We start from the raw sequence: 12,666 nt of genomic DNA on the forward strand, positions 1-12,666 counted from the left end.
GCCTTGGACGTGGGCTCAAGCGCGAGATCACAACCGCACATTGCATTCCGGAGTAAAATCGTCAACATTATCTCGAAGGCTTGCGACGACGGCATTGACGACCACCTCAACCGCGCTTTTTGCCAACCAAGTATCGTGGTCAACCGGCAGCGCCGCCGTGTACCCATATTGGGCTCCGGCGCAGCAGTTCATATCGTGGTCATTCGTTACGACGACCGAGCCGTGGGCGTTCTTCTTCAAGGCAATATCTGGCTCGCGAATGCCGGTAACTGGCCAAATAGTATCTGACCTAACGACCTGCGAGGCGGTCTTAACATCACCGCCGCGCGCATCTCTGAGGGTGACCAGCCTTTTCAATCAAGATGAAAGCCGCTGTCGCGTTGCGTCGGAGAAAGAGGGGGCGATGAACCCCCCAGCCCGTCATCTTACCGGAGGCCAAGCTTCCCAAGCAGGCGTTGTCGCTTCTCGAGCCACCAACCGGCCTCGATCGGCCATGCATCGAAGTCGGCGGACTGAGTGATGTCCCGCAAGGCGCGATGCGGCCAGTTGGGATCGTCCAACAGCTCCCGAGCAATGGCAATCATATCAGATTGCCCGTTCCTGATCACGGCATCGCACAGCGCGGCATCCCACAGGAAACCGACCGCCATGGTCGGCATATCAGCTCCGGTCCGAATGGCTTCGGCGAATGGCACCTGGAAGCCCTGTTCGATCTTCATGCGCTGTGGCCGGTCCTTACCGCCAATCCCGCCCGAGGAGCAGTCGATCAAATCTACTCCGACCTCTTTGAGGCGCTTTGCAATGATCACGACATCTTCGATCTCTAGCCCCCCCTCAATCCAGTCGGTTCCGGAGAGGCGGAACGCCAGGGGATAATCCTCTGGCCAGTTGGCGCGAACGATCCGAGCCACTTCAACTGCAAATCGGGCCCTGTTCTCTAAAGACCCGCCCCACTTGTCTGTCCTTGCATTGGCTATGGGTGACAGGAACTGGTGCACCAGAAACCCATGTGCTGCGTAGATCTCGATCATCTTGAACCCGGCCTCATACGCGCGCCGCGTCGCCTGCCCAAAGGACTGGATTACGTCGTCGATGTCTGCAGATGACATCTTCCGAGGGATCGGCCAGCCGTCTGCATAGGGGATCGCGGAGGGTGCAATGGCGGGCCATGCTGTCTCACCGCGATCTGCTTCGTCCGTCGCATCAATGGGTGTTTCGCCATGCCATGGCCGTCGCTCCGATGCCTTTCTTCCGGCATGGCTGAGCTGCACACCGGCGATGGCCCCTTCGCTATGAATGAAATCAGTTATGCGCTTGAGGGGTAAGATCTGGCTGTCGTCCCACAGCCCCAAATCCCCCGGAGTGCGTTTGCCGCGGTCTTCAACAGCCGTCGCTTCGGCAAAGACCAAGCCCGCACCCCCCAAGGCGAAACGGCCCAGATGCACAAGGTGCCAATCATTCGCATGGCCCTCTTTTGCGCGATATTGACTCATTGGAGACACGGCGATGCGGTTCTTGAAAGTGAGCCCTCGCAGAGAAAACGGTGAAAACAGTGATGGCATGGTTGGCGGCAATCCCCAATGGTACGCGTGGCTTGAAGATAGACAGCTTGGGCTGCAATGACAGGCTCGCTGGCTTGAATGTGTGGACGTCAGATCCACTCGTGTAAAGCGACCGCGGGCGAGTAGCCGAGCCATTCGCGTTATCAGTGGGCATTCGACCCCTGTCATAGTGGCCTACTTCGCTGGGCCAACCATCGAACAAGCCGCCAGCCCAAATACTAAATGGTGCCCAATTCCCGATCTCTTCGAGATAGATAGAGCGTCTTCTCACGGACAGAGCACCCATACGTCACCACGCACTGTGCCATATCCTCCTCGGCAAAAGCCCGCGAGATGCCGCCAATCTTTCACCGACCTACAGCAGCGCAAAGACTGATGTCACCAACGGGAAGCGTTGGATTTGCAACGCCGCTCTGACCTTCAGTAGTAAGACACACTTTTTGCCTTCCGCCTCAAACAGTGGCAAAAAAGGGCTTGGCGCCTGAACCCGAAAACTATGCTCCGAAAACAGCGCTTAGGGCTGCCTGTCAATTTCGAGCTTTGTCGGGTTTGTTTACATCAACAGACCACTGAGCGCCGGCGAGAACGGCGAAGGTTAACACTGTTGCGAGCCCAAAAACTGCTCCCCAAGGTGTTTCTTCGCCAAGGCCGGATCCCGTTAGAAACCCAAATACCAGACCCGAGGACAACAGGCAGAGAGCTGGGAAGATAATCCACTCATTCAGCGAGATCACGCGCTCATGATTAAGAGAAGCGCAAAGAGTTACACGCGCGCAAAGAACCGACCAAATCGAGGCGACGGCGGAGAAGGGCCATGCGTTCTGAAAAATGTCGTGCGCTTCCGCGCTGCTGTTACCCATCGTCGTGTTAAATGCGAACGATAAGCACAGAAGATAGACGCCAATGATTAGAAAAGCCTTGGAGAAAAGGAACGCGAAGAGACCGTGGAGCAGGTTAAAGCTGCCTATAATTGATTTGTCTCGATATGACGCTTCGGTCACGATGGCGCGTTGGTTTTCGATTGCGACGCTTGCGAGTGCCGCGCCGTGCACACAACCATAAACGATAGATCCCGCGATGAATAAGGTTCCGAAAAGGAACCAAATCGCAAACTGGAAGCCATCGCCGGGATTCTGAACGGCCATGGCAATTATGTAGAAAAAAAAGATTGCCAAGGGAGCAGCGACTAACATCAGTGCTCTTTCAAAGCGGAACCTGACATATCCGAGCGTTGGGTTAAGGCCAAAGGCCTGGTAAAATTTCCGATCCGGCGTGGTGTATGCAGAGAGCCCCGCGCACACGATTACCCCAAGAAAGCTATTGCCCAAAGTGACCAATTCTCGATTGTCGGATTCCATTTTTTCGTCGAGAGCTTTTAATCGGTCGACTGAAACCGGCACCAGCGACTGCTGAACAGCTGCGATCTGTTTGCGCAGGGTGTCAAGGCGTGTTGCCAGCCTCTGATAATCATCTGCTAGGTGATAGTCATCTGACTGCCCGCTGTGGTCGGTGAATACTGCCGGTGCCTCTTGCATGGATTGGATCGCCGTTGCGCAGCGAAAGATTTGATTCAATGATGATTTGTCCATCATCGCTTGCGCCTCGTTGTAGCGCCCAAGCCTTGCGCCGAGGGAATTGAGTTCTGCAATCAGAGCCAGAGCGATATTATCGAGGCGCGACACCGGCAACATGCCGTTCTCGAGGATGTCAACTGTCAGATCGGCGTTTGCTGCAACACTGGCCCGCACGTCCAGCGATCTGGCGATGTCTTCTGTGGCGTCAGCACTGAGATTTCTGGCTTCCGCAATTGCAGACTCGAGCTCAATCAGGCCGTTCAACACCGAAACCAGTTGTTCTCTGCATGCCATCGCCTTTCTCTCGAAAGCTTCAACCGCGTGCGCCATCCGCTCGAACTCTCTCGCGTTCTGACGCATGGCGGCAAAGCCCGCATGTTGCGGCAGCAATCGCTTGATTTGCCAACACATGAAGGCGATACGCGGCAACAACTCCATACGTTTGTCTGCCTGCTGAACACGATTGACGTTGAACTCAAAATCGAAATACGTCGGTGTTCTGGGGTCTTCCGCCTGCTGATCTAAAAACAGCTCTAGGTCGTGATCTGGCGGTCGATAATCAAAGATTGTGTGTGTGAGTTCTTGGTATATCCTTCGCGCTTCTTCCGGGATCAGCGCGCGTCGTTGGAAAAAGCGCCGTAGTCTGCCTTCCCAAACTGACCTGGCAAAGAGCGCGGCCATCGCTACTCCAGCCAAAAGCCCACCGCCTCCTATTTGAAAATCGAAAATTGCGTTTTGTCCGAGTATAAGGGCGAGAGCTTGTTGCAGTTCGTTCGCAACTGCGGGAAAGAACACAACGATCAGAAATCCGGTAGCGACAAACAACCCATACAAAATAGACCACAACCAAAAACGCAGCGATGTTGTGAACGCACGAGTCTGAAGCAGCCTTTGCAAGTCGTCGATTGTATCGCTGGGAATGCCGCTGCGGTGTTCGTCGCTCTTCGCGCCCGCCTCGGACCATTGCCCGAATTCACGACCGAACCAAAGCCCAACACAGATGGCCACCCCAAAACTGAGAGCGATTTGCCAATCGGCTGCTTCGTTTGTGGCGTCCGACCCCATCTGAAACATTTGCACACCGGTTTCGGGTGCTGCTGCAAGGACGAGGACTGATGCGACGAGGACGGCAAGACTAGAAAAGATCCAAACCATTGTCTCTAAAAATGCGCTATGATTAAAATTGAATTAATCATCATAATACACGCATGAATGGATTCGTTAATGAATTTCTTTAGATTGATGTCGCTCATGGCTGCACATGCTGTAGCGATTGCGCTTGTTTGGGATACGACGGGCGCGCGTGCCGAAGGACTGGGTGACTATTGTGGCGAGACGATTAGAGTTGGTGTGCGCAATGACGCGCCTCCCTTTTCGTTCCGTCCGTCGAGCCTGCTTGTCAGTCCAGAAAAAGATTCGACGGTACAGAGTTGCGGCCCCGCGACCCCCAACTTTCCGGAACACGCCGGCTTTACGGTTGCCCTGTGCGACGCTTTCTTGGTCCATTTGAACGAAAGCTGCGCAGCCCACGGTGCGGAAAGCGTGAATGTCGAGGTGATACCGCTGACCGCTGCGGAGCGTGTCGCTTCGCTTCTGGGAACCTCCGAAAAAGAGATTGATCTGCTTTGCGGTGCAACCACCGCCACGGTCTGGATGTCTGGCAGGCTGCCGCGCTCGCCTCATACGTTTGTCACCCCCTCCCGAGCCATGCTCCCTGCGAGGTTCGGTGAGGGAGAGGACGCGCAATGTCGGATTGGTGTCGTCGGCGGGACCACTTCCAGCCAAAGGCGCGCCGACAAGACGATGCTACCGGGTTGGGATCGCTTTGTTTCGTCAAATTCATTTTGTGGAACCGTTGGCGACGCGCCCCTCGTTGCACATGAGTACGCGGACTATCCCGAGGCGCTTGCAAACCTTCTGAGTGGCCCGGACGAAGCAAAAAGCGATCTGTTGATAGCCGATCATCATATTCTGCGGTGGTATCAGGAGAACTTGTCGTCACTGAAGATCAATGAAGCAGGTCAGTTGAGCGCACCACAGGTGGATCAGCGGTCTTTCACGCTTGAGCCTTACGCGATTTTCGGCGGACATGACGATCAGCCCCTTGTGGCGCAGCTTAGTCTGTATCTGGCCGAACAGCAGCGTGATGGCAGCTTCGAGGCGCGGGTAACGGATTGCTTCGGACGCCGTATCGACGAAAGCCTTCTTCGTCTGCTGGAAATTCAGAAGCGTACGCCTTTGGGGGATCCAGATGCGGAGTAGGTGAGGTCTAATGCGTTCAGCAATGGCGTCACTCTATTCTCTATTTTTGCTCAATCACCTTGGCTCACACCAGTCTCTAGCGAGTGGCTCGAATTCCTCTTCACTTTCGTTTCGTACTGACCCTTCCAAGTCGGTTTGAAAAGCTTCAAGAGAACGCTGACTGTTGTCGACAGGTTTCGATCAGATTCCGGACGGTCGAACGCCGGTCGGTGCTGCGCCAAACGAGGCTGGTGTGAAGCCTCATGTCAAGAGGCGTGGCAACACTGTCGGCGTGTTGTTCTGCGATGCTCCATGTGTCTTCAGCAACCACGCAGGGACCGTATCCGGCCTCCGACAACAAAAGTGCTCCGAGGGCGGTGTCCGCCTCGGCCGCAGGCGGCGCCAGATGAGCTGTTGGATAGCGACGGTGATATTCGCTCAGCAGTACTGGTGCGTCACCGCGGGGGTATTCGATCGGCGGGTGATCGACGCCCGATGATGACCCATGATCGATGCGTAGGATCCTGCAGGAATGCAAATGGAGTTCTGACAGCCCGTTGGAATGTATCGGAGGATGTAGCAGCGCGGCATCCAGCCGATCCTGTGCGACCAGAGCCTCCAGTTGCACCGTGGTCGCTTCGCGCAATCGCACGCGCATCATCGGATAAATCTCGCGGAAGCGCTTCAGGATAGGCAACAAGGTCACTCTCGCAGAAATCTGTGTATAGCCAATCCGCAGGCTCTGTCCTGTGCCATGCTCCGCGCCCTGTGCTGCTGTTGCCGCTTCATCGGCAAGAGCAACTATACGCTCCGCGGCTTCCGCAAAGGCACTTCCAGCGGCGGTCACGCGCGCACCATGCCGGCCCCGGTCAAAAAGCTTCACATCCAGGTCCTGTTCCAAACGACGTATGCGCGCCGTGAGTGCAGGTTGAGAGATACCGAGCGCCACAGCCGCTCGTGCAAAGTTGCGCTCTTGGCGAAGAGCCAGAACACAGCGGTAATCGAGGATCGCAGGCATTTCATAACCAAAGCTGATTGAATAACTCAAAAGCTAAGGTTTTTGAGCGGCGCGTCCAAACCATTTAGGTGTGCATAGCCAAACCGATTGGGAGCACCAACATGATGATTTCAGCCGTTCGACTTCTGGCCACTGCCTGCGTTCTGACCATCAGCACTTTGGGTGCAAGGGCCGAACAGTTACCCCCAGCCTTTCAAGGCCGTTACATTGCTGCGATTGCCGATGGGGATATGCGCGCATTCGCCTACATCGACGGGGACCTTGGCGTTCAGCGCGGACCCGACACACTGAATATCGTCACGCTTCCCTTGACCAAGGAGCCGCAGGTTTCGGCCATCGAAGTGCCAAATACGGTGATAAACCCGGTTTATTCGATCGCACACAGCCCGGACGGTGCCACCATCTTCGTCGCGGAAACCCATACGCAACGCGAAGAGGGCGACCGGACCATCATGGACTTGCAGCCTGGCACAACGCTTCGAGCAATTGATGTGACGAATCCGGCAGCCCCGACAGTCATTGATACGATTGAAGTAGGTGTTGGACCACAAGGCGTCTCTGTCAGCGCAGACGGAAAAACGCTCGTTTTGGCGACCAAGGCTGCACCAGAGCCTCTCGTGTTTGTGCCATGGCAGAATGGTTCTTTCGGAGAGGTGCAGCGGTTCGGGTTAGGCCAAGTTGCACCCATGCCTGAGCTCCCCGATCAGGGGCTGCTTCCGCACCATGCCGAATGGCATCCAAACGCTGACATTGTCGCGGTGACGCTCCAGCTGCGCGGTCAGGTGCGATTTTTTCAGGTTCGACGATCCCCTGATGGTGCAGTCTCGGCGCTCACGCCTTGGGGCAACCCGGTGACCCCAAGCAAATGGCCCATGTCTGGCAAGTTCTCCCGCGATGGACGCTTCTTCGTCACGAATGATCTGCAATGGGGACCTGATGTGCGAGGGTTTTACCTGAACGCACCACCCTCCCAACTGACGTCCATTGAACTTGCGCCTCTGGAATCAGAGAGCCCGCGTCATTTTGTGGTTGGTGGGGTTTCGCTTCCGCGTCACGCGGAAAGTCTTGCGTTCTCCAACGCCGGTGATCTGATCGCGACCGTCAACATTGGGCAAACCTGGCCCGGTGATGAAACCATGGAAGCCACACGCTCTACCGTTTCGCTGGTCGAATTTGACGCCGCGACTGGCCAACAATCTGTCTTGGGCTCATGGGAGTTCGACGGGGATTTGCCCGAAGGGGTGGCCTTCGATGCTTCTGATCGTTTCATTGTATTCGGCGTTTTTGAGTATGCGGGGCCAGAACCACGCGCGAGTGATCTCCAAATCTGGGAGGTTAAGGCCGACGCCGACGGCGCGCGTGAATTGAGCGATACGGGCTATCGCATTCCCACTGGGCCGGGCGCGCACTCCCTGGTGGTCGTCAACTGAGGCCATGCTTCGTTGCTGATAAACCTCACTGATGCGTCGGTGAGGTTGCCGCAGAACACACTCTTGCAGCGCAGGCAAAGCCAGATGTCCGCCAAATGCGCTCCTAAGTCTCAGTGAGAACCAACACTGGCAGCGGCGGGGTTCCGCTGTAAGGGCGATGCCACCAAAAGACCGAAGCAGACCATGACTGCAGAACGAGATGATGTCCGGACTTGAACAGGTAATGCGTTTACTCCCTGCGCGCCGTTGGAGAGAAGCCTGCAGGTGCTCTTCTCTCCAACGTGGACGCGTCGCCTATTTGGGCAAAAGGACCGTGTCGACAACATGGATGACGCCATTCGATTGGTTCACATCCGCGATCGTGACACGCCCTGCGTTTCCGCTTTCGTCATAGATGTAGAGCGCCCCGGATTTTACTTGCGCCGACAGCGCGTCTCCGGACAACGTCTCGAGATGAAAAAATCCATCGGCACTGTTGCGCGCCTTCGTCATCAGCTCTGCGCCAGACAGCTTGCCTGCGATCACATGAGCGGTGAGGACCTTCGTCAAGGTGTTCTTGTTCTCGGGCTGGAGCAGGGTTTCGACAGTGCCGTCCGGCAGCGCCGCAAAGGCATCGTTCACGGGCGCGAAGACAGTGAACGGCCCGTCGCTCATAAGCGCGTCAACAAGCCCCGCGGCCTGCACGGCTGCGACCAGCGTTGTGTGATCGGCCGAATTCACCGCGTTTTCGACGATATTCTTGTCGGCAAACATGGGGGCTCCGCCCACATCCGGGTTTGCAGCGAAGGCAACACCACCCAGCAAAAGCGCGGCAACGGTTGTTGAGAATTGAAATCTACGGATCATCTGAAGTCCTTTCGTGTTCCAAGTTCATCCCGCTTGTTCGGGACTGTCTGAAAGACGAGGCATTGCCCGCGAAAGTTTCAAAATTCTGCCAGCAACACGACTGAAACTCCCAGCGGCGCTGGCCCGTATCTTGAGCAGAGAGCAATGGAACGGTGAGGCAGATGCAGACAGATCAATTGAATGACCGGCTTATCAAGCGGCATACGCTGACGACCCGGATAACACATTGGGGATGGGCCGTGTCCTTGGTCTTCTTGCTTGGCTCCGGATTGCAGATTTTCAACGCGCACCCAGTGCTTTACATCGGCGATCAGTCCGGTTTCGCCTTTGACAACGTGCTTCTCTCTTTCGGTGAAGGAGAGCGCGTCTTTCCAGGGTGGGCGACGATTCCAAGCGGTACCGATCTTGCCACCGGACGGGTCGTTCACTTCTTTTTCGCCTGGATCCTGGTGTGTGTGCTATTGTTCTGGCTGCTCGGAGCGCTTTTCTCGGGCCACCTGAAGCGCAACTTGCTGCCCACGGTGCAGGATCTGCGCGATTTGAAAGCCGACCTCCGTGCGCATGTTCGGTTTCAGTTTTCCCACCGGCGCACTTATGGGCCGCTGCAAAAACTCAGCTATGCGGTTGTGCTCTTTGTTCTCTTTCCGCTGATTGTCGCGACGGGGCTGGCGATGTCACCTGCCATGAATGCGGTTCTGCCTTGGCTGCCGGAGGTGCTTGGAGGCCGCCAGACAGCGCGCACCTTGCATTTCTTTTTGGCGTCCGCGTTCGTTGGCTTTTTCATGCTGCACATTGTGATGGTCCTGCTTGCGGGCCCAGTCAACGAAATGCGTGCCATGGTGACAGGCTGGTACCGCACCGATGACGGAGCGTGACATGGTTGCAAACCTGATGACACGCCGCCGCGCGCTTCGACTTGGTGCTTCGGGTCTGATGGCAACCACGATCGGTGGGTGCAAACCCATCGACCGGCTTGCGGACCTCGATAACCCTATGCGCCGCTACATGGAACGTGCGAACAGCCTGACCATGGCCGCACAACGCGGCCTGCTGGATCGGGATGCCTTGGCCCAGGAGTTTCGATGGTATGACATTCGGCAACCACAGCGCCCGAACGGCGTCACAGATCCGCAGGATACCGACTACCTGGCGCATGTCGCCGAAGACTTCGCCAGCTATCGGCTTTCGGTCTCCGGTCTCGTGAAGAGGCCGCTGAGCCTCTCTCTGAGCGACCTTCAGAGCATGCCAACCCGCCGCCAAATTACGCGGCATGATTGCGTCGAAGGTTGGAGCTGTATTGCACAATGGACGGGTGTGCCGCTCGCCGCTGTGCTGGAGCGTGCCGGGCTGCGTCCGGGCGCGCGCTTCGTGCTGATCCGCTGTTTCGATACCATCGAACGCAGTCTCTCGGGCGCCGTCAAATACTACGAAACGATTGATATGATCGATGCCATGCATCCACAGACGATCCTCGCCTTCGGGATGAACGGAGCGCGACTTCCTGTTCCGAACGGTGCGCCTCTGCGGCTGCGCGTCGAGCGCCAGTTGGGATACAAGATGGCGAAGTACATTCGCGCCATCGAGATCGTCGAGAGCTTTGCCGACGTCGGGCGTGGGAGGGGCGGATACTGGGAGGATCGTGGTTATGAATGGTACGCGGGCATCTGAGGCTTAGGATGACGCAACGTCACCTGCAACCATCGGTTACCACGTCCCGTCCTGTTCTGACGTTACCCCCGCAACACCTCCAACAACGACGCTGGACCATGAAACTCAGATTCCAAAACCTGTTTTCCCCTTGGGGACGCGATGAATGTGCAGCTTCGGCGCTCCGTTCTGAGGACCTGTTTTTGCTTGCGCCGCTGTCAGAGATGCTGGAAGAACGCCGACCCGAGCAAGGGCTTCTGAGTGAGATTGAGGCGGAACTCGATGCGAGCGAGGAAGCTACGCCAGCACGAAACAGAAACCAGCGCGACCTGCGAAAGCCGGTCCTATCGTTTTTGCTTGGAGTTGGTCTGGCCGCCTCAGTCGCATTTGCATTGACCTCAGGACCCCCGACGCCAATCTCTGTTCGCGCATCGCTGAACCAAAGCTGGTTACAGCTTGGTCACGTGGCGCTGCAAGGAAAGGCCCTGCGCAGTTTCGTGGCGGTAAAATGCGAGGGGCAGTCTCATCTGGTGATTGAGCTAAGCGGTTACACGGTAGAGAAAAATACCGATCTTCCAGCGGCCGGGGATGTCATCCCTGTGCGACCTCTGCTGCAGCCTGACGAAAAAATATTGATGGAGTGCAACTTTTGAGCCGCGGCTCCCGTCCTTGCTAGATGCCAACAGAACGGGGAGACTGCCGTGGGAGTAACCAAGCTGGTGCCCGCATCCGAAGCTGAGAAGAGCAAGGCCAAGAAGATGGCAGCAACAGAGCAATGCCGACAATTGGCCCATCTGCTCGCCGCCTGCGCGGAGGGCGACAGGGCCGCGTTTCGACGGTTTTACGATCTCAGCGCACGCTATGTTTATGGGGTGATCCTGTCGATCATGCGCGACCAGGATCTGGCCAAGGAGGTCGCCCAAGAGGCCTTTGTCCGCATCTGGAAACGCGCGCATCAGTATCATCCGGACAGTGGCAACCCGCTGTCGTGGATCGGGACAATCGCGCGCAACTGCGCGATAGACCGGCTCAGGTCCGAGCGCACGCGCGGATTTGTCGAATTCACTGACGATGTGCCCGAGCTTTCCGACCCGAGCGATCCGGCCGCCCACACGCTGGACAGCCTGGTGATACGGCGCCTCCTCGCAGATCTTCGCCCGGAACATCGCAAGGCGCTGATGCTTTGCTATTTTCAGGGCTACACCTACATCGAGCTCGCAAGTGTGATGGAGATTCCCGTCGGTACAGCAAAGAGTTGGGTCCGACGCGGGCTGGAAGCTTTGCGCGAGGCAATGGAATGACACAGGATATCGAGAAAGTAATGCGTTCACTGGACAAACTGGTTAGCAATCTCAACACGATCCCCGCAATTCCGGGCACGATGCCTCAGCTGGGTGCTGACGACGACCTGCTTGTCGGGCTCGCGCCGCTGGCGCAATCACTTCCCGAGGCCGATCCGCCCGCGGATCTGCTGGACATGATCGAGCAAGAACTCGACAGCGAGCCTGCGCAGCCGACGCGCGTACAGCGGGCCGACGATGGCGTTTGGGAAAAGCGCTCAGACCTGGTGTGGAAGAAGGTGCTCACCCTCGATCCGGACACCGGGCGGACCATGTATCTTTTGCGCTGTCTACCCGGCGCGCGGATCAAGCCGCATGTGCATGAGCGATCCGAGCATCTGTTCATCATCGAAGGTGAGTTCTGGATGAATGGCAAACTCTACACGGCCGGGGACGCGCAATGTTCGCTCCCAGGCACCGAACACCATGAAATCACGATGCCGAACGGCTGCCTTGTGCTCGTCTGCGCTTAAACCACAAAGAGCCAATGCAACAGGAGGCTGGCCGAGAGCCACGGCCCGAACGCCAGCCTCCGACACTTCATGACCAGCGCATAGACAAGCGCCGAGACCGCTGCCACGGCGATGAGGCTCGGTAAGGCGTTTAGGCCCAGCCAGGCCCCAGCCCCGCCAAGTAGCTTGGCATCTCCAAGGCCCAATCCGTCCTCGCCGGTTCGGTGAAAATAGGCCGCGCCGATCGCTGCAAAAAGGCTGTATCCCACAAGCGCTCCGGTCAGGCTTGCGATGGGCCAGCCACTGGCCGTCAACGCCGCGACGGACACACCTGATACCGCCAGAGCAGCATTCGCAAGATTGGGAATGCGCAGATGCTTCAGGTCCCAAAGACTGATCCACAGCAGCACCGTCGCCAACCAGATGGTCGCCCATGGCTCAAAGCTTTCTGGCACAAGCTGCACGCGATTTCCTCTTGAGTTCAACGGTCTATACCAAGCAGTACGGTCGGCCATGGGAAATTGTTGCACCGCCTGAAACTTAATCTGCGCACCCC

The 12,666-nt window shown here is 57.0% G+C and carries 13 protein-coding genes; 7 read left to right on the plus strand and 6 right to left on the minus strand.

All coding sequences use genetic code 11. The features are described 5' to 3' along the window. Positions 1-27 precede the first annotated feature (27 nt). The 3 genes from ACVC7O_RS04960 to ACVC7O_RS04970 all read right to left on the minus strand — a co-directional run bounded on the left by ACVC7O_RS04960 (position 28) and on the right by ACVC7O_RS04970 (position 4,291). On the minus strand, positions 28-240 hold the full coding sequence (locus ACVC7O_RS04960; protein ID WP_458324980.1) for a hypothetical protein: 213 nt from the start codon (positions 238-240) through the stop codon (positions 28-30). A 185-nt stretch (positions 241-425) separates the two neighbouring features. Further along, positions 426-1,730, minus strand: coding sequence for an NADH:flavin oxidoreductase/NADH oxidase (locus ACVC7O_RS04965; protein WP_458324981.1), 1,305 nt, complete (start codon positions 1,728-1,730; stop codon positions 426-428). Between the two features lie 359 nt (positions 1,731-2,089). After that, entirely contained in the window at positions 2,090-4,291 is a 2,202-nt protein-coding gene (locus ACVC7O_RS04970; protein WP_458324982.1) for a hypothetical protein, read from the minus strand. A 69-nt stretch (positions 4,292-4,360) separates the two neighbouring features. On the opposite strand from ACVC7O_RS04970, the gene ACVC7O_RS04975 reads away from it, so the two are divergent. After that, on the plus strand, positions 4,361-5,398 hold the full coding sequence (locus ACVC7O_RS04975; protein ID WP_458324983.1) for a substrate-binding periplasmic protein: 1,038 nt from the start codon (positions 4,361-4,363) through the stop codon (positions 5,396-5,398). A gap of 145 nt (positions 5,399-5,543) precedes the next feature. Here the strand turns inward: ACVC7O_RS04975 and ACVC7O_RS04980 are convergent, their stop codons facing one another. Beyond that, positions 5,544-6,425 (minus strand): LysR family transcriptional regulator, encoded by an 882-nt coding sequence (locus tag ACVC7O_RS04980; protein ID WP_458324984.1) that lies wholly within the window; start codon positions 6,423-6,425, stop codon positions 5,544-5,546. 71 nt (positions 6,426-6,496) lie between these two features. Between ACVC7O_RS04980 and ACVC7O_RS04985 the strand changes: the two genes are divergently transcribed. Beyond that, the gene (locus tag ACVC7O_RS04985) at positions 6,497-7,825 is read left to right on the plus strand and encodes a YncE family protein (RefSeq protein ID WP_458324985.1); all 1,329 of its coding nucleotides are present in this window, start codon (positions 6,497-6,499) and stop codon (positions 7,823-7,825) included. Between the two features lie 294 nt (positions 7,826-8,119). Here ACVC7O_RS04985 and ACVC7O_RS04990 read toward each other — a convergent pair whose 3' ends face one another. After that, positions 8,120-8,671, minus strand: a complete 552-nt coding sequence (locus ACVC7O_RS04990) for a fasciclin domain-containing protein (RefSeq protein ID WP_458324986.1) — start codon at positions 8,669-8,671, stop codon at positions 8,120-8,122. Positions 8,672-8,832: 161 nt separating this feature from the next. On the opposite strand from ACVC7O_RS04990, the gene ACVC7O_RS04995 reads away from it, so the two are divergent. The 5 genes from ACVC7O_RS04995 (at position 8,833) to ACVC7O_RS05015 (ending at position 12,131) form a co-directional block, all read left to right on the plus strand. Beyond that, complete coding sequence (locus tag ACVC7O_RS04995) at positions 8,833-9,546, plus strand: cytochrome b/b6 domain-containing protein (protein WP_458324987.1); 714 nt, start codon at positions 8,833-8,835, stop codon at positions 9,544-9,546. Position 9,547: 1 nt separating this feature from the next. After that, on the plus strand, positions 9,548-10,339 hold the full coding sequence (locus ACVC7O_RS05000; RefSeq protein WP_458324988.1) for a molybdopterin-dependent oxidoreductase: 792 nt from the start codon (positions 9,548-9,550) through the stop codon (positions 10,337-10,339). Positions 10,340-10,437: 98 nt separating this feature from the next. Next, positions 10,438-10,971 carry a hypothetical protein gene (locus ACVC7O_RS05005; protein ID WP_458324989.1) on the plus strand — a complete coding sequence of 178 codons (534 nt, stop codon included), beginning with the start codon at positions 10,438-10,440 and terminating at the stop codon, positions 10,969-10,971. A 48-nt stretch (positions 10,972-11,019) separates the two neighbouring features. Further along, positions 11,020-11,619 (plus strand): RNA polymerase sigma factor, encoded by a 600-nt coding sequence (locus ACVC7O_RS05010; RefSeq protein WP_458324990.1) that lies wholly within the window; start codon positions 11,020-11,022, stop codon positions 11,617-11,619. After that, complete coding sequence (locus ACVC7O_RS05015; protein WP_458324991.1) at positions 11,616-12,131, plus strand: cupin domain-containing protein; 516 nt, start codon at positions 11,616-11,618, stop codon at positions 12,129-12,131. The genes ACVC7O_RS05010 and ACVC7O_RS05015 overlap by 4 nt, the downstream gene beginning before the upstream one ends. Here the strand turns inward: ACVC7O_RS05015 and ACVC7O_RS05020 are convergent. Next, positions 12,128-12,574: a prepilin peptidase gene (locus ACVC7O_RS05020; protein ID WP_458324992.1), complete on the minus strand. Its 447-nt coding sequence runs from the start codon at positions 12,572-12,574 to the stop codon at positions 12,128-12,130. The two genes, ACVC7O_RS05015 and ACVC7O_RS05020, sit on opposite strands and share 4 nt — an antisense overlap. Positions 12,575-12,666 lie beyond the last annotated feature (92 nt).

It is taken from the genome of Roseobacter cerffii (genome assembly GCF_054226325.1).

Bases quoted from the DNA above. Each gene is read 5' to 3' on its own strand.
- ACVC7O_RS04965 (WP_458324981.1), bottom strand. From the start codon at position 1,730: ATGACAGGGGTCGAATGCCCACTGATAACGCGAATGGCTCGGCTACTC.
- ACVC7O_RS04970 (WP_458324982.1), bottom strand. From the start codon at position 4,291: ATGGTTTGGATCTTTTCTAGTCTTGCCGTCCTCGTCGCATCAGTCCTC.
- ACVC7O_RS04975 (WP_458324983.1), top strand. From the start codon at position 4,361: ATGAATTTCTTTAGATTGATGTCGCTCATGGCTGCACATGCTGTAGCG.
- ACVC7O_RS04985 (WP_458324985.1), top strand. From the start codon at position 6,497: ATGATGATTTCAGCCGTTCGACTTCTGGCCACTGCCTGCGTTCTGACC.
- ACVC7O_RS04990 (WP_458324986.1), bottom strand. From the start codon at position 8,671: ATGATCCGTAGATTTCAATTCTCAACAACCGTTGCCGCGCTTTTGCTG.
- ACVC7O_RS04995 (WP_458324987.1), top strand. From the start codon at position 8,833: ATGCAGACAGATCAATTGAATGACCGGCTTATCAAGCGGCATACGCTG.
- ACVC7O_RS05000 (WP_458324988.1), top strand. From the start codon at position 9,548: ATGGTTGCAAACCTGATGACACGCCGCCGCGCGCTTCGACTTGGTGCT.
- ACVC7O_RS05005 (WP_458324989.1), top strand. From the start codon at position 10,438: ATGAAACTCAGATTCCAAAACCTGTTTTCCCCTTGGGGACGCGATGAA.
- ACVC7O_RS05015 (WP_458324991.1), top strand. From the start codon at position 11,616: ATGACACAGGATATCGAGAAAGTAATGCGTTCACTGGACAAACTGGTT.